The sequence below is a fragment of the Craterilacuibacter sinensis genome, assembly GCF_009831765.1.
GTDB classification, from domain to species: domain Bacteria; phylum Pseudomonadota; class Gammaproteobacteria; order Burkholderiales; family Chromobacteriaceae; genus Craterilacuibacter; species Craterilacuibacter sinensis.
Genome location: NZ_WSSB01000004.1, coordinates 232262 through 254351, shown reverse-complemented (window position 1 = coordinate 254351; position 22090 = coordinate 232262). Strand labels below are relative to the sequence as shown.

Sequence of the window (22090 nt, the reverse complement as noted above, 5' to 3'; positions counted from 1 at the left end):
GGGAGAGGGGCTGGGGTGAAGGGCCAAGCAACCTGCTTAAGGCGTCCTGACCGTCTGTGCGGCAGCCGAAGCGCCTGCTTGCTGGTGAGCTAGCGCAGCTCTCGCGCTAATCTGCTGCAAGGGTTTCAGCGCGGCATCCGTAGGTCCTGCCAGCATCGCCGCCAATTGCGGTGCGGTATCGGGAAAAGACGCGATAGCCTGACGCAAGGCAACTTCGGCGCCGGCCGCATCGCCCTGATGGGCACGCAGCATCGCCAGCTTGATCAAGGTGCCGGGGTAAGGGCGATAGGCGGCCAGGCGTTCGAACAGCGGCAGCTTAAGCGCCAGATGGTTGGCGCTGCCATCCAGATAATTGGATAACAACTGATCTGCCTCGTAACTCCAGACCGGATTGGCCCCGTGTTGCAGCAAGGACTCTATCCTGGCCTTGTTTTCCGCCACGTCGCGAGAGGGCATCACCCAGCGCACCCAGTCGAAGTACATCACCAGGCCCACGATTACCTGCCAGGCCAGCACCAGCACCAAAGCCAGCACCCCCACACGGCGCAAGGCCGGACGCACCGGCAAGGCAAAACCCTTGGCTGGCGACACCCCCATCAACACAGCAAACACCATCAAAAAACTCGCGTACCACAGCGGATATTCAAACAGGCTATGACCGAGCAAAACCAGCGCCAGCCCCAGCACCAAGAGCGCATCGGCGCCCACATTCTCGCGCTTGAACCACGGCAAAAATGCCCACAGCAGCGCCCCAGCGACCGCCAGCGTGCCGACGATGCCGGTCTCGGCCAAGAGTTGCAGCACAATATTATGGCAATGAGTAAACAGCCAGCTCTCGCTCCACTGGCCGGCAAAGGCGGGCTCCAGCAAAACAGACTGCGCGGCATAGCCTCCCAGACCGACACCGAACAGCGGATGGGCCATAAACACCGACCACGCCTTCTGCCACTCTATCCAGCGCCGCGCTCCGAAACCGCCATCCATAAAGCGGTCTATTCCGCTCGCCTGATTCACCGGCAGGCCGATAGCGTTGAGGGCTGCATTAATCTGCGCCGTAAACAGCTGACACAACATAATCGCCAACAAGGCAAACAGCAGCGCCTTGGCCATGCGCAAGGTGGCGACATCGCCCCCCTCACCCGGCGCTACGCGCCACCCTCTCCCCACCGGGGAGAGGGTATGGTTGGCTGCCGAGCCCCCCCCAGTAAATGCTGACACAGCAAGCCCCTCTCCCTCAGGGAGAGGGGTTGGGGTGAGGGACTGGCTGCCACGCGTCAGCCACAGCATTACCCCAGCGAGCAGCGCCAAACCCATGGCGTAAGCCAGTACCAGACGCGAAGCCGACCAGGCAAGAAACAGCGCCAATAACAATAGCAAAGGCACGAGCAGCCAGGCGCGCAAACGTCCACGCCCATACAGCCAGCAGGCCGCCAGCAGCGCCAGCGTCAGGTAGTTGGCGTACTGATTACGCTGGGCGATATTACCGAACAGCGTGTGCTGCCCATCGGACACCACCCACCACAAGCCCCATGGCTGCACCAGGCCCAAGACCTGCACCGCGCCAATCAGCAACTGCAAACCAACCCCCAGTACCAAGCCGATACACAGCGTGGTAATCACCTGTTCGCGCGGCAACTGGACAACGGTTTGCGCTACCAGGGCCGCAAGCCAAATCACCGCCAGCAGCGACAAGCCCGTCCCCGGATAAGGCGCACCAGCCAGTGGCGCCACCGCGGCCAGCGTCAGTACGCCGGCCATCGCCAGCGCCGGCGATAGACGCAAGCTAGCCGGCATGTGCAATAGCCCGCACAGGATCAACAGCAAAGCCAGCAGCAAGGCCATTGCATTACCTATCCAGTCGCTGTTAGGTGCAAAGCGCAACCATGACAGGAAGGGCAGGCAGGCCGTCAGTGCAATCAGCAGCCATGGCAGGGGCCAGATGGCGACATGGCGTAACGTTGATAGCAAGGCACGGGACAGAGACAACATCGGGCAATACCGGGAGGGAATGGATAGCAAAACACCACCCGCAGGTGGTGTTTTGTGGATACGCTCGCGAGCGATATGAAACACACAGCGTTCAGCCTAGCCCGACTTACTTACAGGTACCAACATACTTGTCAGCAAGAGCTGCATTAGCAGAACTCTTTGCGGCACACGACCAGGAACCGGAACCATCACGGGTAAGGGTAATCACAGCACTTGCGACTGCACTCGGAGCATTTTTTAGCGTGCACGAGATGTAGGAGCCAGACGCGTTGGTATCTACGGCTGCTACTGTGCAATTGTTGGTATTTTTCAAGCCAATTGCAGCCGCATCTGCAACAGTCTGACCTTCGTTTTTGAGCACCTCAAATTGAGTCTTACCCGGCGCGATCTCCGCCAAACCGGCAGTGACTTTAGCCTTGGCTGTATAATCCTGATAAGCAGGAATCGCAATCGCCGCCAAAATACCGATAATCGCCACGACGATCATCAGTTCGATTAGGGTAAAGCCTTGTTGTACACGTTTCATGGTGTTGCTCCTGTTTCAAAGTAAAAAACCCTGCCATTGTACCCGCGCCATGCCTGCCCCGACAGATGGACGGCATGTCGTGCCCGTGATGCCACACCACAACACACACTAAAAATCGCCATACTCGCAAGTCGCAGGCATATAAAAAACCGGCACGTTACTGCGGCATGACCAGGCACCTGTAGCCACGGCCCGCTCAAGCGCCAGCGTTTTGCCGTCCACAGCAGACCCCAAGCCCTGTATCTCGCAGCGTATCCCTGCGGCGTCTACCGTCAACACGCGGCACTGCGCCACACTGGCGAGTCCGATATCGGCTGCCGTCGGCGTTACGCCATTGCTTAGCGCCTCTTCAAAGCCAGTTTTACCAGCCGCCAAGGCGCTATACAGTACCGTCACCCGCGTTTTGAGGATGTAGTTCTGGTACAGCGGAATCGCGACCGCCGCCAGTACGCCGATAATCGCTACGACCATCATCAATTCGATCAGGGTGTAGCCTTTTTGCTTCATATGATTATGCTATATCCAAATAAAAAGCCAAACAACCATCTCAAACAAATCAAACTTCGCTTTTGACCGCAGTCTGCGCTCCATCCTTCAGCAAAACAAATAAATACGATCAAATTACGACGACCAACACATGCGGCTGTCGCATGCAGACGACACACGGCCACAAAGAACTGGTGCCGCCTCGCGCCAGATGCAGCCCATGCATTATTCAGGCATCATCCTGTTTAGCTTGCCGATCACAACCAAGGCGCCCACGCGCACCATGCTGACCCCACTGAACCTGACCCTGCCCCTCACCACCGTGTCCAGCCCCGACCCGGCACAGATGGCTGCCCATCTGGCTGATCTGCCGCTGGCACTGACCTTGCAGGGTGCCGCCGATATGGCCGAATTGCTGGCACACAGCAATGCACAGGCAATGGATAGCGCGCAGCGCCTGCAGCTATTTGCCCTTTTTCTGCCGCATATCGAGCGCATGCTGCCGCTGCTGGACAGCGAATACCATCAGCGCGAGCTGTCGGCCACCCGCCGTGCCCGCGATGCGGCACAACTGGCACGCCGTCTGCACAGCGAAAGCCTGATCGCGCTGAAGCACTGCCTGCAAGGGCAGTTACAACATAAGGCCGCGCCAAGCCAGCGCCTTGCGCTGCTACAAAGGGTGTTGCTGGCCTGCCGCGACATGCTGCATACCTACCTCACGACCTACCACCCGCTGCCGGATGGCTTCTGGCTCGATTGCCACGGGCTTTACCGCTACGCATTGCAACAGGGCTGGCAGGACGATAGCGAACTCGGCCGCCACTATAAGGCGCTGCTGCTGCTGGGGCTGAGCAATAGCAACCGCCTGTCGCCGCTGCAGCTGACCCGGCTGATCCATCTGGCCGGCCAGGAGGCGGACCGGGTGATGCTGCATACCGGGCAGGCAGAGGGTCAGGCCTTGTGCGTGCTGCCCGATAGCGACAAGGCACCCGCCTATTGCGAATACCCGCCCGAAGGCAGCTGGCAGCTACATACCGGCGCACTGACCGAGGCCATCAACCTGCACCTGCTGGAGTTATGCCACAACCCGCAACCGCATCACGATGAAGATGCCGAGCTGTATCTGGCCCTGCTGCATGACTGGCAGCGCCCGGGCCTGCGGCGCGAAGCGCGTGACCCGACAAACGGGACGGTACAGCTGGTCTCGACGCTGGCCGCCTGCTGGCACCAGCTCAACGGCCGTAGCTGGAACTTTGCCTCTACCGGTGACGGCAGCGAAGAAGTCGCCCATCGCAACCGGCTGGCACAGCGCAGCCCGCCACCGCCGCCTATGCTCATGCATATCGTCAACCGCAGCCCCAGCGGCCTGCAGTTGCTGGGCCATAGCACCAGCCATGCGCTGCGTAACGGCGAGCTGGTCATTTTGCGCGAGGACGGGGAAAGTGATGCGCGCTGGCAATGCGCGCTGGTGCGCTGGGTCAGCTATGGTCATGCACTGGAAACACGCTGCGGGCTGGAAATCATCGCCCGCCATGCCGAGCCGCTGATGGTGCGCGCAGGGCACGCCCACCCGGGCGACACCACGACACTGGCACTACGACTGGATCCGGCACAGACGCCCGGCCAGTTGCTGCTGTCCGGCCGCCCCTATCTGCGTCTGGGCAGCATGGCACTGACCGGCTGGCACGGCACTGAACAGGCACGCATGCTGCGCATCAGCAAGCAAACCCCGGGCTACCAGCTGATCGAGATACACACCGGCTGATGCCGCATACACGGCTTGGTCTGGCTACCCGCAACGGGTTAAAATCACCGCTGCCATTTCTTCTGTGGATTTTCTGATATGCAATCGCTGATACACACCGCCGATCGTATCGTGGTCAAGGTCGGCTCCAGCCTGGTGACGAATGACGGCAAGGGTCTGGATCTGGCCGCGCTGGCGCGCTGGGCCGCCGAAATCGCCGAGCTCAAGCGCCGCGGCAAGGAGGTGGTACTGGTTTCCAGCGGCGCCATCGCCGAGGGCTGCCAGCGTCTGGGCTGGGCCACCCGCCCCAAGGCGGTACATGAATTGCAGGCCGCCGCTGCCGTCGGCCAGATGGGGCTGTGCGAAGCCTATGAACAGGCTTTTCGCCGGCACGGCCTGCAAACGGCGCAGATTCTGCTCACCCACGAAGACCTGGCCGACCGCACCCGCTACCTGAATGCACGCACCACCTTGTCGACGCTGATGGCGCTCAATGTGGTGCCCATCATCAATGAAAACGACACGGTGGTGACGGCCGAAATCCGCTTCGGCGACAACGATACGCTGGGCGCGCTGGTGACCAATCTGATCGAAGCCGACGCGCTGGTCATCCTCACCGACCAGCAGGGGCTGTATAGCGCCGACCCGAGGAAAAACCCCGACGCGGTCTTTATCCACGAAGCGAACGCAGGGGATGCAGCACTGGAAGAAATGGCCGGTGGTGCCGGCAGCAGCATAGGCACCGGCGGCATGCTGACCAAGATACTGGCCGCCAAACGCGCGGCGCGCAGCGGCGCAGCTACCATCATCGCTTGCGGGCGCGAACATGATGTGTTATCGCGCCTGGCTGATGGCGAAGCGATCGGCACCCAGTTGCTCGCCACCACCACGCGCATGGCGGCGCGCAAGCAATGGCTGGCCGACCACCTGCAATTGGCGGGCAAACTGGTACTGGATGCGGGCGCTGCACAAGCGGTACGCGAACGCGGCACCAGCTTGCTGCCTATCGGCGTACGCGCCGTCGACGGCGCCTTCCTGCGCGGCGATGTGGTGGCCTGCATAGACAGCGACGGTATCGAAGTCGCGCGAGGTCTGGCCAACTACAGCTCGGACGAGGCACGCCTGATCATGCGCCGCCCGACACGCGAAATCGAGCAGGTGCTGGGCTATCTGGTCGAGCCCGAGCTTATCCACCGCGACAATATGGTTACACTCTGACGGGACTCGGGACTCGGGACTCGGGACTCGGGACTCGGGTTTCAGTGTTTAGAACCCACCAAACCACGTCAACACTACAAGTCCCGAATCCCGGCTCCCCGTTCCCGAAAAACCAAACCCGCCAGCCGCCCCTATTCCCTATCCCCCTATCCCGAAAATTATTCCTTGCGGTCGTGCTTGAGTTCGATCGCGCGCACGATGACATAGGCGATCATTGAGCACAGGAAGAACAGCAACATCATCCAGGCGATGGACTGCAGGGTTTCGATCAGCGTGCGGTACAGCTCCAGCGTCCAGCGCATGCCGTTAAGCTCCAGCGCTGCCGACTCGCGCGTGGCAGTCACATACTTTTCCAGCTCCCACAAACGCACCCCGCCCGAGACGCCGACGACGATAACGGCAAAGCGCAGATAACGGCGCCAGGCATCGGCCAGCTCGTCACCGACGATGCGCGACAGAATCTTGCCCACCGCACCGTCAAAAAACTTTGCCGTGATCAGCGATGTCACCAAGGCCACCAGCAATGTGGCTCCCAAGAGCGCATAGAACATATGGTTCCCCCTTAATCCAAATTTATTACTTTGAGATTGTACCAGCTTGCTTAGTCGCGCACCTGCAAACCAAAGTGGGTATAAGCCAGCGCCGTCACCATGCGTCCGCGCGGCGTGCGCTGCAAATAGCCTTGCTGGATCAGATAAGGCTCGATCACGTCTTCTATGGTGTCGGTCGATTCACCTATCGCCGCCGCCACATTGTCCAAGCCGACCGGGCCGCCAGCAAACTTGTCTAAGATAGCTTCCAGCAGCTTGCGATCCATCACGTCCAGACCGGCCGGGTCCACGTCCAGCATGGCCAGCGCCGCGTCGGCCACTTCGGCCGTGACCACGCCGTCGGCTTTAACTTCGGCGTAGTCGCGCACGCGGCGCAGCAGGCGGTTGGCAATACGCGGCGTGCCACGGCTACGCCTTGCCACTTCAAATGCGCCCTCGCCCGCCAGTTGCACGCCCAGAAGACCTGCCGAGCGGGTGACGATGCGGGTCAGCTCTTCGGCATCGTAAAACTCCAGCCGCGCCACGATGCCGAAGCGGTCGCGCAGCGGATTGGTCAGCATGCCGGCGCGGGTGGTGGCACCGATCAGGGTAAAGGGCGGCAGGTCTATCTTGACCGACCGCGCAGCCGGGCCCTCGCCTATCATGATGTCGATCTGGTAGTCCTCCAGCGCCGGGTAGAGGATTTCCTCGACCACCGGCGAGAGGCGGTGGATCTCGTCGATAAACAAAACGTCGTGCGGCTCAAGATTAGTGAGCAAGGCCGCCAGATCACCGGCGCGCTCCAGCACCGGCCCCGAAGTCTGGCGCAGATTCACCCCCAGTTCGCGCGCCACGATATGCGCCAGCGTCGTCTTGCCCAAGCCCGGCGGGCCGAACAAAAGCACATGGTCCAGCGCCTCGCCACGGCGCTTGGCCGCCTCGATAAATATTTCCAGCTGGCCGCGCGCCTTTTTTTGCCCGACATATTCGTCAAGCAGCTTGGGCCGCAGCGCCCGCTCCTGCGCATCTTCATGCGCGGACAGGCTTTGCTGGGTCACGATGCGCGGCGCGGGTGCGCCGCCCATCAGGTTGTCGGTTTCTATCATCTTGCGCTTGTTTCCTGACTGGCTATTTCTTGCGGCCATTGGCCGGCTTGAGTTTGATGGAGATGCCGCCGCGCCCCTGCGTGGCTTTTTTCACCTCGAACCAGCCGGATTTTTCCACCAGCTCGGAAATTTTGCGGTAACCGTAGTTGCGCGGGTCAAAGTCGGGCATCCATTGCCCCAGCAGGCTGTTGGCACCGCCAAGATCCGCCCAGCCGTCGTCGTCGCCGCTGGCTTCGATCGCCTTCTGAAACTGGGCACGCAGCTTGCGGTCCAGCGGACGCAACACCGGCTTGGCTGCGGCGGGCGCCTTGACACGCCCCCCCTCGTCCTTGCCTGCGGTTTCCGGCTCGGCCTTGGCCTCGTCCGGCTCGCGCAAGACTTCGACGTAGACGAATTTGCTGCAGGCATTCACAAAGGCAACTGGCGTTTTTTGCTCGCCAAAGCCCCAGACATCCAGCCCGTCTTCGCGCAAGCGCGTTGCCAGACGGGAAAAATCGCTGTCGCTGGAGACCAGACAAAAGCTGTGAAAACGCTCGGAATGCAGCAGATCCATCGCGTCGATCACCATCGAGATGTCGGACGCGTTCTTGCCCTTGGTATTGGGAAACTGCTGGATGGGGTGGATGGCAAAGCGCGCACACAGATCGCGCCACGCCTTGTCATGCTTGCTGAAGTCACCATACACGCGCTTGAGGGCGAGCACCCCGAGCTTGCCGGCTTCTTCCAGCACGTCTTCTATCCAGGCCGGCGACACATTGTCGGCATCAATCAGTACGGCGACATTGGCCATGACTTATCCTTTCATCAGGTTTTTCAGCGCATAGCGTACGCCTTCGCTGACACCGCTATCGGCCGGCATGCCCTTGATGGCTGCCGCCGCCTCCTTTTCGTTGTAACCCAGCGCCAGCAGCGCACCGATGATATCGCTCCTGTCGTCGGCCATCATCGCCAGCGGCAAGCCGCCCGGCGTTGCCACCAGCGAGCCTGTCATCAGCTTGCCGCGCAGCTCCAGCACCAGACGCTCGGCAGTTTTCTTACCGATGCCGGGCACGGCAGACAGGCGTTTGACGTCTTCGCCGGCAATGGCCAGCGCCAGCTCGTCGGCGGTCATGCCCGACAGGATGGCCAGCGCGATTTTGGCACCGATGCCGGACACCTTGATCAGCTGGCGAAAGGTCTGCCGCTCTTCCTTGCTGGCAAAGCCGAACAAAAGATGGGCGTCTTCGCGTATCACCAGATGGGTGTAGAGCGTGGCGGTTTGCCCCAAGGCCGGCAGCTGGTAATAGGTATTCATCGGTACATCGACTTCATAGCCGACGCCGCCCACATCAAGCACGATCTGTGGCGGCAGCTTTTCAATCAGGGTGCCGGATAGGCGTCCAATCATGGGGTTTCTTTCTTATAGAAGGATATGAACGGCACGGCGGGCCGCAGCGGGGGTGCCGGTAAGGCGATTACGCCAGCCGGCCATTCTTGACGCGCAGACCCTGCTGCGCCAGCGCGCCCATCACGCCGCCGCTATGGTTGGCATGCGCCAGCGCCACGGCCAGCGCATCGGCCGCATCTTCCTGCGGTGTGCCGGACAAGTTCAGCATCTTGACCACCATATACTGCACCTGTTCCTTCGGTGCCTTGCCCTGGCCGACGACTGATTGCTTGACCTGCAGCGCGGTATATTCGGCGACCGGCAGGTCCTTCATTACCAATGCCGCCACACAGGCGCCACGCGCCTGGCCCAGCATCAGGGTGGAGGCCGGATTGACGTTGACGAATACCTGCTCGACCGCCGCTTCGCTTGGCTGGTAGGTGGCAATCACGTCATGGATGCCGGCGACGATCACACGTATGCGCTCGGCCAAGCTCGCGCCGGGCACGGTGCGTATGCAGCCGGAGGCGACATAATGGCGCTGCGAACCGATCAGGTCGATCACGCCAAAACCGGTAATGCGGCTGCCCGGGTCTATGCCCAGAATGCGCCGGGTCATGGCTGACTGAACCCGGGGAAAGGGACTCGGGAGCTGCCAGCAAAATCCGGACAGGGCGCCTCAGCGGGCTGCGCCCACCGGCTCCCGGCTGCCAGGCCCCAGCCCCCTGAAACTGTCGTCATCACCACTGTCTTGCGAGCCTGTCCGCCTCGGCCAGCCGCTCGGGCGTCCCCACATCCAGCCATACACCATGGTGAAGCTCACCGCTGACCTGCCCGTGCGCCATGGCCTGACGCAACAAGGGCGCGAGCTTGGCCGGCTGACCCGGCTGTGTCGCGGCAAACAGCGCCGGGTGATAGAGGCCGATGCCGGAGAAGGTCAGCCCCGCGCCCGGCTCCGGCGTGGCCGCCAGCATGCCATCAGCCCGCAGGCCAAAGTCACCACGGCTGTTATGAGCAGGGTTGGATACCAGCACCAGATGCGCCAGACGTGTTTTACCATCAAGCAAGGCGGCCTGGGCGGCGAGCTGGCCAAAGTCGATATCGGTCAGCACGTCGCCATTGACCACCATAAACGGCGCCTCCCCCAGCAAAGGCAAGGCGGTGGCGATGCCGCCGGCGGTCTCCAGCCCCTGTTCGCCCTCGGCCGAGTAGCGGATGGACAGGCCATAGGCCGCGCCATCGCCCAGTGCGGCTTCTATCTTGGCGCCCAGCCAGGCATGGTTAATCACCACCTCGTGCACGCCGGCATCCGCCAGACGCTTGAGATGCCAGCCTATCAGCGGCAGGCCGGCAACCGGCAACAAGGGTTTGGGGGTGGTGTCGGTCAGCGGACGCATGCGTTCGCCGCGCCCGGCGGCCAGTATCATTGCGCGCATCATCAACCCTTGAAGCCCAACACCGGATAGCTCGATTGCAGTTCGGCGTCGGTTTCGTCCTTGCCCACCAGTTCGACCAGCAGGCCATACAAGGGCGCCAGCTCGCCATAACGGCGCGTGGTGCGCTTGAGGTATTTGATAAAGCGCGGAATCTCGGGGCGATATTTTTCCTTGCCATCGCGATGATAAAGACGGGCAAAAATGCCGGCGACCTTAAGGTGGCGCTGCACGCCCATCCATTCGAAGGCGCGGTAGAAGTCATCGATACTGTCCGGCACCGGCAAGCCGGCGGCGCGGGCCTTTTCCCAGTAGCGGATCACCAGATCCAGCACGAAAGCCTCATCCCACTCGATAAACGCATCGCGCAGCAAGGACACCAGATCGTAGGCAATCGGCCCATAGACCGCATCCTGGAAGTCGAGCACGCCGGGCTTGCCGGCAGTCAGCATCAGGTTGCGCACGATATAGTCGCGGTGCACATACACTTTGGGCTGCGCCAGTGCCGCATCCAGCAGCACACGGCTCATCTCGCCCCATACCTTGCGCTGGGCGAAATTCAGCGGCTTGCCGATTTCCTTGTCGCAGAACCATTCGGGGAACAGATTCAGTTCGCGCGCCAACAGTGCCTCGTCGTAAGGCGGCAACACCCCCTCGCGGCTCCCTGACTGGATTTCGATCAGCGTATCGATCGCCTCCAGCAGCAGCATCTTGTGCACTTCGCGCCGCGTGTCGTGCTCCAGCGCGGCGAGGAAGGTCACCTTGCCCAGATCCTCCAGCAGCATCAGGCCCTGTTCGCGGTCACGGTCTAGGATGGCCGGCACATGCACCATGGCAAACACTTCGCGCGCATGCACATAGGCATCGGTGTTCATTTTCTCCGGCGGCGCATCCATCACGATGCGGCTCGTGCCGTCCGGAAAAATGGCGCGGAAATAACGGCGAAAATCGGCATCGGCGGCGGCAAACTCAACCTGGATATCGGTTTGGGGAAAACGCGTGGCTAGCCACGTTTTAAGTACATTGAGTCGCTGCATGGTGGCTTCATTGCGAGATTGGTACAATTGTGCGATTGTACCTTCATTTTTCGGGTTCACCACACGTACCTGAGCGCCCATGCCAGCCATTTTCAGACCGACTCCCCTCGTAGCCGCGCTAGCCGCACTGTTTCTTGCGCCGCCTGCGCTGGCCGATACCCTGCCGGCAGGTTCGCTGACTGTCACCGCCGATGAGCTATCCGGCCAGATGGACAATGAGCTGAAGGCACGCGGCAATGTCGTCGCCATCCGCGATGACCAGACCATTACCTCGGACTGGCTTAATTACTACGTCAAGCGCAACGAGCTTATCGAAGCCGGCGACCGCGTGCATATGACCCAGCCGGGCAGCGACATCCTGTCCCAAAAGCTCGACTACTCGATGGCCACCCAGCAAGGCAGCGCCGACGATGCCGTATTTGCCTTCCAGCAGGGCAAGGGTGTACTGCGCGGCAAGAGCGACGAGCTGAAAATACTTGGCGACAAGCACTACGAGCTGAAGCGCACCACGGTCAATACCTGTGACCCCGGTGACGAATCCTGGTACCTGAAAGCCACCACCGTCGATGCCGACTACACGCGCAATGTCGGCGTGGCGCGCAATGCCCGCCTGTACCTGGGCGGCGTACCGGTGCTATATACGCCGTGGATGGACTTCCCGCTGGATGGCGGGCGCAAGTCAGGCCTGCTGTTCCCGACTTTCAGCGTGGGCAGCGCGGGCCTGGATATCTCCACCCCCTACTACTGGAATATCGCGCCCAACTACGACGCGACCCTCTTTCCGCGCTATATCGCCAAGCGCGGCCTGATGCTGGGCGGCGAATTCCGCTATCTGCAGCCCGGCTATCAGGGCCAGATGTACACCGAGCAGATAGAGGACAAGGAAACCGACACCCACCGCTATCTGTGGAAAGGCCGACACCAGCAGCAGATTTCGCCCGATCTCAGCTGGGGTTTTGATGGCAGCTATGTCTCTGACCACGACTATTTCGACGATTTCAGCGACCGTCTGGCACAGGTTTCCAGCGACAACCTCGAGCGGCAGGCCTGGGCCAGCTACAACCTGGGCTGGGGCGCTGCCACCATACGCGCACAGCGCTACCAGACCCTGATAGACAATGCCCGCGGCTCCACCATTCCTTATGCGCGCCTGCCGCAGATCACGCTCAATGGCGGCCAGAGGCTGCCGGCCGGCCTGTCGTGGAATTTGCTATCCGAAGCCACCCGCTTCTCGCATCCCGACTTGCAGCAAGGCGACCGCCTGATGCTCAACCCCTCGCTAAGCTGGCGCGCCGATGCCAGCTGGGGCTATATCCAACCCAAGCTGGGGGTCAATTTCCGCCAATATGCACTGGATGGCTGGCGTTATGGCGGTACACCCGACCAGCAGCGCAGCCGCAATGAAAGCATTACCACGCCGACCTTCAGTGTCGACTCCGGTCTCTATTTCGAGCGCGAGAGCGAGTTTGCCGGCAGCCCGCATACCCAGACGCTGGAACCGCGCCTGTACTACGTCAATATCCCATACCGCGACCAGAGCAAACTGCCCAACTTCGACAGCTCGATCAATGACTTTGACTGGACCCAGCTGTTTAGCGAAAACCGCTACTCGGGCTGGGACCGCATCAACGAAGCCAACCAGCTCACCGCTGCCGTCACCTCCAGCTATATCGACAATGACTCGGGTCTGGAACGCCTGCGCGTCGGCATCGGCCAGCGCGTCTACTTCAGCGAAGACCGGGTCAAACTCTATCCGGGTGAATCGGTCCGCGACAATGTGTCCGATATTCTGGCCACCGTCGGTGGCGACCTGACACGCAATCTGCGTCTGGATGGCGCCATCCAGTACAACCCGGAACAGGGACGCACCGAAAAATACAATGTCGCGCTGCGCTACCACCCGGAAGCAGGCAAGGCGCTCAGCCTGCGCTACCGTTACGACCCGGACGAGCTGGTCGAAGTCAACGGCACAGCGGTGAACTATCCGACCCGCCAGATCGAACTGGCCGGCCAGTGGCCGATTACCCATCAGCTCTATGGCGTCGGCCGGGTGGAATACTCGCTGGCCGCCAAGCAAGCCTTCGACACGCTGGCCGGTTTCGAATATAACGCCGGCTGCTGGACCTTCCGCATGGTGGGCCAGCGCTTCGTCACCGATATCGACCAGTTCAAGACCTCGGTAATGTTCCAGCTGGAACTCAAGGATATGTCCAGCTTCGGCAAAGTAAGCGATACCCTGCGCCTGGCGATCCCGGGCTACAGCAAAACCAACGAATGATGCCAACCATGCCCATGATTAAAAAAACACTCGCCGCCGGCCTGATTGCAGGCCTGTTCTCACTGCAAGCCCCTGCTGCCATCATCACGCTGGACCGCATTGTGGCGGTGGTAAACAAGGATGCAATCACCCAGTCCGAGCTGAATGCGCGTCTGGCGCAGGTGGAGGCCAATCTCAAGCGCCAGAACGTACCGCTGCCGGCCGCCAATGTGCTGCAGCGTCAGGTGCTTGACCAGATCGAGCGCGAGAAGCTGCAACTGCAATATGCCGCCAATAACGGCATCAAGGTCAGCGACAGCGAACTGGACGACACCATCGCGCGTCTGGCACGGCAGAACAATACCGATGTAGCCGGCCTCAAAGCCCGCCTGGTCAAGGAGGGCAGCAGCGTCGATGCCTTTCGCGACAATTTGCGCCGCGAAGTCTTGCTGGAGCGCCTGAAAGAGCGCGTCGCCTCGTCCATGGCCAATGTATCGGATCAGGAAGTCGAGCAGGTCATGAAAAGTGCGCAGCATGCGCAAAAAAGCGAATACCAGCTAGCCAATCTCCTGGTCAGCGTGCCCGAACGCGCCGACAATAAGGTGCTGGAAGCGGCCGCACAAAAGGCTGCGCGTGCGCTGGCCGACATCAAGGCCGGCAAGCCCTTTGCCCAGGTCGCAGCCAGCTATTCGGATGCCAAAAATGCGCTGGACGGCGGTGCCATAGGCTGGCGCAGCAGCACGGCCTTGCCGCCGGATCTGGTCGCCCTGCTGGAGACCCTGCCCAAAGGCGGTCACACCGAGGTGATCCGCACCCCGTCCGGCTTCTATATTTTCCAGTTGCAGGACAAGCGTGACCGTTCGGCACCGATGATGGTCGAGCAATACCACGCCCGTCACATTCTGATACGCACCAATGAAGCGGTATCGGAAGCCGATGCCCGCACCCGCATCCAGCAAGTGCGCGACCGCCTGCAGCAGGGTGCCAAATTTGAAGATCTGGCCAAACGCTTCTCGGAAGACGGCAGCGCTGCACAAGGCGGGGATCTTTCATGGATGAACAAGGGCGACACCGTGCCCGAATTCGAGCGCGCCATGATTGCGCTCAAGCCGGGTCAGGTCAGCGAACCGGTGCGCAGCCCGTTCGGCTGGCATTTGATCCGTCTGGAAGAAGTACGCACCCAGGACGTATCCGGCGAGCGCGAAAAGCTGGCCGTCAAACAGGAAATCCGCCTGCGCAAGGCCGAACAGGCCTATCAGGACTGGCTGCAACAACTGAAAGACTCGGCCTTTATCGAAGACAAGCTGGAAGAGAAATAAGGGACTCGGGACTCGGGACTCGGGACTCGGGACTCGGGACTCGGGACTCGGGACTCGGGACTCGGGACTCGGGACTCGGGACTCGGGACTCGGGACTCGGATTTCAGTGTTTAAAACCGGCCAAACCACGTCAATACCCCGGTTCCCGAACCCCTGTTCCCCGATCCCTAACCCGGCAGATACATCATGCACCCCATTCTCGCCATTACCGCCGGTGAGCCTGCCGGCATCGGCCCAGACCTGGTACTTGCGCTGGCCGCGCAAGACACGGCGGCGCGCTGCGTCGTGATTGCCGATAAAGCCCTGCTGGCCAGCCGCGCCCGGCAACTTAAGCTGGATGTTGTCTTGCACGACTGGCAAGCCGATGCGCGCCCGGCACCCGGCGTACTGGAAGTGCTGCATGTGCCGCTGGATGCGCCGGTCACGCCCGGCGTTCTGGACCCGGCCAATGGCGCTTATGTGCTGGAAACGCTGGATGTGGCCATTGATGGCTGTGTGGCCGGTGAATTCGACGCCATGGTTACCGCCCCGGTACACAAAGGCGTGATCAATGATGCCGGTGTTCCGTTTACCGGTCACACCGAGTATCTGGCCGAGCGCACGCAAACGCCGCGCGTGGTGATGATGCTGGCGGGTGGCGGCATGCGCGTGGCGCTGGCCACCACCCATCTGCCGCTGCGCGATGTTGCCGATGCCATCCAGTGCGATATGCTGGCTGCGGTGATCCGCATTCTGCATGCTGACTTGGTGAGCAAATTCGGCATCCGCCAGCCGCGCATCCTGGTCGCCGGCCTCAACCCGCATGCAGGCGAAGGCGGACATATGGGGCGTGAAGAAATAGACGTCATCGAACCGGTGCTGTCCATGCTGCGCGGCGAAGGCATGAATCTGATCGGCCCCTTGCCGGCAGATACGCTGTTCAACCCCGATAAACTGTCCCGCGCCGACGCGGTCCTGGCCATGTATCACGATCAGGGGCTGCCGGTACTCAAATACGCCAGCTTCGGCGCCGGCGTCAATATCACCCTGGGCCTGCCCATTATCCGCACCTCGGTCGACCACGGCACCGCGCTGGATCTGGCCGGCACCGGCAGGGCGCATCCGGGCAGCCTGTTCGAGGCTGTCAAAGTGGCAAGACAGATGGCGATGAGCCAAAGCCGGGGATAGGGACTCGGGACTCGGGACTCGGGACTCGGGACTCGGGACTCGGGACTCGGGACTCGGGACTCGGGACTCGGGACTCGGATTTCAGTGTTTAGAACCGGCCAAACCACGTCAAACCGCGACACCCGATTCCCTGCTCCCCGTTCCCGAAAAACGAAACCAGCCACTCTCCATTCACCCTCTACGCACAACCCTACCATCATCACCGTTTTTCGCAACGCAACATCTAGGATAGAATAAGAGCATTATTTTCATTCCTCGCTGGTAGCCTCGATGAACGCCCCCGCCCATCCGCGCATCCGTGAAATTCCTTACAACTACACCTCCTATTCCGACCGCGAAATCGTAATCCGCCTGCTGGGCGAACCGATGTGGGACAGTCTGAATACCTTGCGCGGCGAGCGCCGTACCGGCCGCTCGGCACGCATGCTGTTTGAAGTGCTGGGCGATATCTGGGTGGTGGACCGCAACCCTTATCTGGTCGATGACCTGCTGGACAACCCCAAACGCTTGTCAGCCCTGACCGAGGCCATGCGCCACCGGCTGCGCGAAATCGAGAACCGACGCGACGGCAATGACACTGTCGGCCGCATGATTGCTGCGGCCCATGCCGCCGTGAATACCTTCGAAGCGCAGTTCAGCGAAACCCGCGAACTGCGCGCCCGCGCCCTCAAGGCTCTGGGCAAGCACACCCGGCGCGACAATATCCTGTTCGACGGTCTGGCCCGGGTATCGCATGTAACCGATGCCACTGACTGGCGCGTCGAATATCCGTTTGTGGTGCTGTGCCCGGATAGCGAAGCCGAGATCGCCCCCTTGGTGCGCGCCTGTATCGCACTGGGGCTGACCCTGATTCCGCGCGGCGGCGGCACCGGCTACACCGGTGGCGCGGTGCCGCTGGACCGGCGCTCGGCGGTGATCAATACCGAGAAGCTGGATCAGCATCGCGGCGTGGAATACATCGGCTTGCCGGGCCTGGAAGGCCAGCGCGCCACCATACAGTGCGGCGCCGGTGTGGTCACCGCACGCGTGTCGGAAGCAGCCTCGGCGGCCGGCCTGGTCTTCGCCGTCGACCCGACCTCGGCCGAAGCCTCGTGCATAGGCGGCAATGTGGCGATGAATGCCGGCGGCAAAAAGGCGGTGCTGTGGGGTACGACGCTGGACAACCTCGCCTCCTGGCGCATGGTGGACCCGGACGGCAACTGGATGTTCGTCGAGCGCATCGCCCACAACTACGGCAAGATCCACGATATTGACAGCGCCACCTTCCGCATCAGCCGTCTCAAGGACGATATGCAGACGGTCGTCTCCAGCGAGGAGCTGGTGATTCCGGGTTCGGCCTTCCGCAAGGTAGGTCTGGGCAAGGATGTCACCGACAAATTCCTCGCCGGCCTGCCCGGCGTGCAAAAAGAAGGCTGCGACGGCATTATCACCAGCGCGCGCTTCGTGCTGCACAAGATGCCGGCGCATACGCGCACTGTCTGTCTGGAGTTTTTCGGCACCGTCGCCCAAGCCACGCCGGCCATTGTCGAGATTACCGACTACTTCAAGCCGGCGGGTGCCGGCCTGCGCGCAGGCGTGCATCTGGCCGGGCTCGAACACCTGGACTGGCGCTATGTGCGTGCGGTCGACTACGCCACCAAGGCCAAGGGGCGCGGCCGGCCCAAGATGGTGCTGATTGCCGACCTGGTATCGGATGACGAAAACGCCGTTGCCGAAGCCGCCAGTGCCGTGGTGCGCTTTGCCAATGCCCGCACCGGCGAAGGCTTTATCGCGGTGACACCCGAGGCGCGCAAGAAATTCTGGCTGGACCGCTCGCGTACCGCCGCCATTGCCCGCCACACCAATGCCTTCAAGATCAACGAAGACGTGGTGATTCCGCTGGACCGCCTTGGCGACTACTCCGACGGCATCGAGCGCATCAATATCGAGCTGTCTATCGCCAACAAGCTGCGCCTGATCGACACCCTGCGCGAATGGTTCCATGGCCCGCTGCCGCTGGACAAGCAGGGCATAGACATGGCCAGCGACGAGATTATCGGCGACCGGCGCGCCGCCGCCCTGTCGCTATTGGCGATTACCCGCGACCGCTGGCAATGGCTGCTGGACAATATGGATGCGCCTTTTACCGACTATATCCAGCGCTGGCCCAAGGCACCGCTGGAAAACACGACCGAGCCGCCGCAAACCGTGTTTACCGCCATGCGCGACTTCGCGCTGCGCGTCAGCTGGAAGAACGAACTGTTGACCGAGTTCGAGACCCTGTTCTCCGGCAAGTCCTATAGCGGCATACTCGACGCCTTGCGCGCCCAGCAGCAGAAGGTGCTGCGCGGCCGCGTATTTGTCGCGCTGCACATGCACGCGGGTGACGGCAATGTGCATACCAACTTGCCGGTCAACTCCGATGACTACGATATGCTGCAAACCGCGCATAAGGCGGTGGCACGCATCATGGCGCTGGCGCGCAGCCTGAACGGCGTGATCTCGGGCGAACACGGCATCGGCATCACCAAGCTCGAGTTCCTGACCGAAGCCGAGATCCAGCCGTTCCGCGACTACAAGGCGCGCGTCGATCCCAACGGCCACTTCAACCGCGGCAAGCTATTGCCCGGCGCCGACCTCGCCATGGCGTACACGCCGTCATTCGAACTATTGGGCGCGGAGTCGCTGATTCTGGAAGCATCCGAAATCGGTGAAATCTCGGACATGGTCAAGGATTGCCTGCGCTGCGGCAAATGCAAGCCGGTGTGCTCGACCCATGTGCCGCGTGCCAACCTCTTGTACAGCCCGCGCAACAAGATCCTCGGCGTCGGCCTGTTGACCGAGGCTTTCCTGTACGAGGAACAGACACGGCGCGGCGTCTCGCTCAAGCACTTCGAGGAGCTGTCCGATGTGGCCGACCATTGCACGGTGTGCCACCGCTGCGTCAAGCCCTGCCCGGTCAATATCGATTTTGGCGATGTCTCGGTCGCCATGCGCAATTTCCTCAGGAAAACCGGCAACAAGAAGTTCAACCCAGGCACCGCCGTCGGCATGGCCTTCCTGACCGCCAAAGACCCGGCCACCATCAAGGCAATGCGTGTAGGCCTCACCGGCATCGCCTATAAGGCACAGCGTCTGGGCTTCGAACTGGGCCGGCGCGTGGGACTCACCAGCAAAAAGCCGACCCAGCCGGCCGCTACCGTCGGCACCGCCCCGATCAAGGCACAGGTGATCCATTTCATCAATAAACCGATGCCGGGCGGCCTGCCCAAGAAGACCGCACGCGCGCTCCTGGATGTAGAAGACGCCAATGTGGTACCGGTGATCCGCAACCCCAAGGTCGCCGAAGACGCCGAAGCGGTGTTCTACTTCCCCGGTTGCGGTTCGGAACGCCTGTTCAGCCAGGTCGGGCTCGCCACCCAGGCCATGCTGTGGCATGTCGGCACCCAGACCGTGCTGCCGCCGGGCTATCTGTGCTGCGGCTACCCGCAAACCGCCTCCGGCTTTGCCGACAAGGGCGAGCAGATCACCACCGAAAACCGCGTGCTATTCCACCGCATGGCCAATACGCTCAACTACCTCGATATCAAGACCGTGGTGGTCAGCTGCGGCACCTGCTACGACCAGCTGGCCAAGTACCGCTTCGAGGACATCTTCCCCGGCTGCCGCATCATCGACATCCACGAATACCTGATGGAAAAAGGGGTGAAACTGGAAGGCGTAGCCGGGCAGAAGTATATGTACCACGACCCCTGCCATACGCCGATGAAAGCCTACCAGCCGATCAAGGTGGTGAACGAGCTGATGGGCGGCGGCGTGGCGCTGAGCGACCGCTGCTGCGGCGAGTCCGGCACCTTTGCCGCGGCACGGCCGGATATCGCCACCCAGGTGCGTTTCCGCAAGGAAGAGGAAATCAACAAGGGCCTTTCGGCGCTAGGCACAAGCGACAAGCCGGTGAAGATCCTTACCTCCTGCCCGTCCTGCCTGCAGGGCTTGAGCCGTTACAGCCCAGATACCGGTACCGAGGCCGACTATATCGTGGTCGAAATTGCCAAGCATGTGCTGGGCGATAACTGGATGAAGGACTACGTCGACAATGCCCGCAACGGCGGCGTGGAGCGCGTCTTGCTGTAAACCGGATGGCCACCTGCCCAAGGTGGCCATTTTTCCTTAAGGAACATCATCGTGCCCCCGCACACCGCACTACTGATCATCGATGTCCAGCAAGGACTGATCGATGGCCCGCCGGCAGCCATACGCGCCCCACAGATCCTGGTGCAACTCAATGCCGCCATCGCTCTGGCGCGTACACGCGCCATGCCCATCCTCTTCGTGCAGCACGATGGCCCGCCCGACAGCCCGCTGGCCGCAGGAAGCCATGCCTGGCAACTGCATGAGGCACTGGCGCGCCAGCCGATAGATAAGGTCATACGCAAGCGTGCATCCGACGCCTTTTGCCAGACTGCACTCAAGGCGACACTGGAACAGCTGGCTATCGATAACTTATGGCTGGCCGGTTACGCCAGTGATTTTTGTCTGGACAGCACCGTACGCAGCGCCGCCATGCAAGGCTATGCGGTAACCGTGATTGCCGATGCGCACACCAGCAAAGACAGGCCTCACCTTGGTGGTGAGCAGGTTATCGCCCACCATAACTGGCTGTGGGCCAATCTGGATACGCCCGTTCATCCGGTCAGGGTCATGCCGCTGCATCAGCTGGCCGCATTATCCGGCAACGACTGAATACGGTGGCCGCGCCTGAGCATGTATCCGGAGAGCAGATCAGAAAATGGTGGCGCGAAAAAGGCTAAGTAAGGCGGCTCATTGCCACTTTGCTCTAAAACAAAGACCGCCGCTTGCCAGCGCGAACCATCGTTCAGATAAAATGAGCACAATTTGACGGTAGTCAAACAGCATTTTGAGGCATATTCTATGCTGCACTGCAATGATCACATCTCGCTTTATAGAGACGAATGATCTGAACGATAGACACCAAATAACCTAAAATCATAAACTCAGCGAAAACAAATCGTTCCAGCCAACGATGCAGCCCACTAACATGCCGAGACCAAGGCTTGGCACGGATGCAATAGCCGGAACCAACAACCAAGAGAGTAAGCTTCGCATGGCCATTCCCGCCAATATGACTGCCGAGCGCGTGCTCAGCGTCCGCCACTGGAACGACACCCTGTTCTCGTTCACCTGCACCCGCGACGAAAGTCTGCGTTTTATCAATGGCCAGTTCGTGATGATAGGACTGGAAGTGAACGGCAAGCCGCTGATGCGCGCCTATTCGATCGCCAGCGCCAACTACACCGAAGACCTGGAATTCTTCAGCATCAAGGTACAGGATGGCCCGCTGACCTCGCGTCTGCAGCACCTGAAAGAAGGCGATACCGTCCTCGTCAGCCGCAAGCCGACCGGCACGCTGGTACAGGACAATCTGCTGCCGGGCAAGAATCTGTATCTGCTCTCCACCGGCACCGGCCTCGCGCCTTTCATGTCCATTATTCAGGACCCGGATGTCTATGAGCGCTACGACAAGGTGATCCTCACCCATGGCGTGCGCTACAAAAACGAACTGGCCTATGAGCAGTTCATCACCGAAGAGCTGCCAAACAACGAGTATTTCGGCGAAATGGTGCGCGAGAAGCTGATTTACTACCCGACCGTCACCCGCGAGCCGTTCCGCAATCAGGGCCGGCTGACCGATTTGATCACCTCGGGCAAGCTCGCTGCCGACATCGGCCTGCCCCAGATGTGCCCGGAAAACGACCGCGTGCTGATCTGCGGCAGCCCGATGATGCTGGACGATCTGTGCCATATCCTCGACGGCATGGGTTATATCGAAAGCCCGCGCATGGGTGAGCCTGGCCATTACGCCATCGAGCGCGCCTTCGTCGAAAAGTAATCGCCATTTACCGACGCAAAAA

The 22090-nt window shown here is 61.1% G+C and carries 18 protein-coding genes; 8 read left to right on the top strand and 10 right to left on the bottom strand.

Annotated elements, in window-relative coordinates; all coding sequences use genetic code 11:
• Positions 1 to 36: 36 nt before the first annotated feature.
• From GQF02_RS06365 to GQF02_RS06355, 3 genes are all read right to left on the bottom strand, one after another.
• The gene (locus GQF02_RS06365) at positions 37 to 1989 is read right to left on the bottom strand and encodes an O-antigen ligase family protein (RefSeq protein WP_160795697.1); all 1953 of its coding nucleotides are present in this window, start codon (positions 1987 to 1989) and stop codon (positions 37 to 39) included.
• 106 nt (positions 1990 to 2095) lie between these two features.
• Positions 2096 to 2515 carry a pilin gene (locus GQF02_RS06360; protein ID WP_160795695.1) on the bottom strand — a complete coding sequence of 140 codons (420 nt, stop codon included), beginning with the start codon at positions 2513 to 2515 and terminating at the stop codon, positions 2096 to 2098.
• Between the two features lie 108 nt (positions 2516 to 2623).
• The gene (locus GQF02_RS06355; protein ID WP_160795727.1) at positions 2624 to 3022 is read right to left on the bottom strand and encodes a pilin; all 399 of its coding nucleotides are present in this window, start codon (positions 3020 to 3022) and stop codon (positions 2624 to 2626) included.
• A gap of 199 nt (positions 3023 to 3221) precedes the next feature.
• Between GQF02_RS06355 and GQF02_RS06350 the strand changes: the two genes are divergently transcribed.
• Positions 3222 to 4766, top strand: coding sequence for a hypothetical protein (locus GQF02_RS06350; protein ID WP_160795693.1), 1545 nt, complete (start codon positions 3222 to 3224; stop codon positions 4764 to 4766).
• Positions 4767 to 4844: 78 nt separating this feature from the next.
• Positions 4845 to 5963, top strand: coding sequence for a glutamate 5-kinase (gene proB / locus GQF02_RS06345; RefSeq protein ID WP_160795691.1), 1119 nt, complete (start codon positions 4845 to 4847; stop codon positions 5961 to 5963).
• A gap of 158 nt (positions 5964 to 6121) precedes the next feature.
• On the opposite strand, the gene GQF02_RS06340 is transcribed toward proB, so the two are convergent.
• From GQF02_RS06340 to amgK, 7 genes are all read right to left on the bottom strand, one after another.
• Positions 6122 to 6514, bottom strand: a complete 393-nt coding sequence (locus GQF02_RS06340; RefSeq protein WP_124736760.1) for a hypothetical protein — start codon at positions 6512 to 6514, stop codon at positions 6122 to 6124.
• 50 nt (positions 6515 to 6564) lie between these two features.
• Positions 6565 to 7599 carry a Holliday junction branch migration DNA helicase RuvB gene (ruvB, locus tag GQF02_RS06335; protein ID WP_124736761.1) on the bottom strand — a complete coding sequence of 345 codons (1035 nt, stop codon included), beginning with the start codon at positions 7597 to 7599 and terminating at the stop codon, positions 6565 to 6567.
• Between the two features lie 22 nt (positions 7600 to 7621).
• Positions 7622 to 8389, bottom strand: coding sequence for an NYN domain-containing protein (locus GQF02_RS06330; protein ID WP_124736762.1), 768 nt, complete (start codon positions 8387 to 8389; stop codon positions 7622 to 7624).
• Positions 8390 to 8392: 3 nt separating this feature from the next.
• Positions 8393 to 8986 (bottom strand): Holliday junction branch migration protein RuvA, encoded by a 594-nt coding sequence (gene ruvA, locus GQF02_RS06325; protein ID WP_124736763.1) that lies wholly within the window; start codon positions 8984 to 8986, stop codon positions 8393 to 8395.
• A gap of 67 nt (positions 8987 to 9053) precedes the next feature.
• Complete coding sequence (ruvC, locus tag GQF02_RS06320; protein WP_124736764.1) at positions 9054 to 9584, bottom strand: crossover junction endodeoxyribonuclease RuvC; 531 nt, start codon at positions 9582 to 9584, stop codon at positions 9054 to 9056.
• Between the two features lie 121 nt (positions 9585 to 9705).
• On the bottom strand, positions 9706 to 10401 hold the full coding sequence (gene murU / locus GQF02_RS06315) for an N-acetylmuramate alpha-1-phosphate uridylyltransferase MurU (RefSeq protein WP_160795689.1): 696 nt from the start codon (positions 10399 to 10401) through the stop codon (positions 9706 to 9708).
• Positions 10402 to 10403: 2 nt separating this feature from the next.
• The gene (amgK, locus tag GQF02_RS06310; protein WP_124736766.1) at positions 10404 to 11435 is read right to left on the bottom strand and encodes an N-acetylmuramate/N-acetylglucosamine kinase AmgK; all 1032 of its coding nucleotides are present in this window, start codon (positions 11433 to 11435) and stop codon (positions 10404 to 10406) included.
• A gap of 79 nt (positions 11436 to 11514) precedes the next feature.
• On the opposite strand from amgK, the gene GQF02_RS06305 reads away from it, so the two are divergent.
• The 6 genes from GQF02_RS06305 to GQF02_RS06280 all read left to right on the top strand — a co-directional run bounded on the left by GQF02_RS06305 (position 11515) and on the right by GQF02_RS06280 (position 22068).
• On the top strand, positions 11515 to 13713 hold the full coding sequence (locus GQF02_RS06305; RefSeq protein WP_160795687.1) for an LPS-assembly protein LptD: 2199 nt from the start codon (positions 11515 to 11517) through the stop codon (positions 13711 to 13713).
• 8 nt (positions 13714 to 13721) lie between these two features.
• On the top strand, positions 13722 to 15011 hold the full coding sequence (locus GQF02_RS06300) for a peptidylprolyl isomerase (RefSeq protein ID WP_235930072.1): 1290 nt from the start codon (positions 13722 to 13724) through the stop codon (positions 15009 to 15011).
• A 186-nt stretch (positions 15012 to 15197) separates the two neighbouring features.
• Entirely contained in the window at positions 15198 to 16178 is a 981-nt protein-coding gene (gene pdxA, locus GQF02_RS06295) for a 4-hydroxythreonine-4-phosphate dehydrogenase PdxA (RefSeq protein WP_160795685.1), read from the top strand.
• A gap of 270 nt (positions 16179 to 16448) precedes the next feature.
• Positions 16449 to 20291, top strand: a complete 3843-nt coding sequence (locus GQF02_RS06290) for a DUF3683 domain-containing protein (protein ID WP_160795683.1) — start codon at positions 16449 to 16451, stop codon at positions 20289 to 20291.
• Between the two features lie 51 nt (positions 20292 to 20342).
• A complete protein-coding gene (locus GQF02_RS06285) occupies positions 20343 to 20900 on the top strand; it encodes a cysteine hydrolase family protein (RefSeq protein ID WP_160795681.1) in 558 nt (185 codons plus the stop codon).
• Between the two features lie 382 nt (positions 20901 to 21282).
• Entirely contained in the window at positions 21283 to 22068 is a 786-nt protein-coding gene (locus GQF02_RS06280; RefSeq protein ID WP_160795679.1) for a ferredoxin--NADP reductase, read from the top strand.
• Positions 22069 to 22090 lie beyond the last annotated feature (22 nt).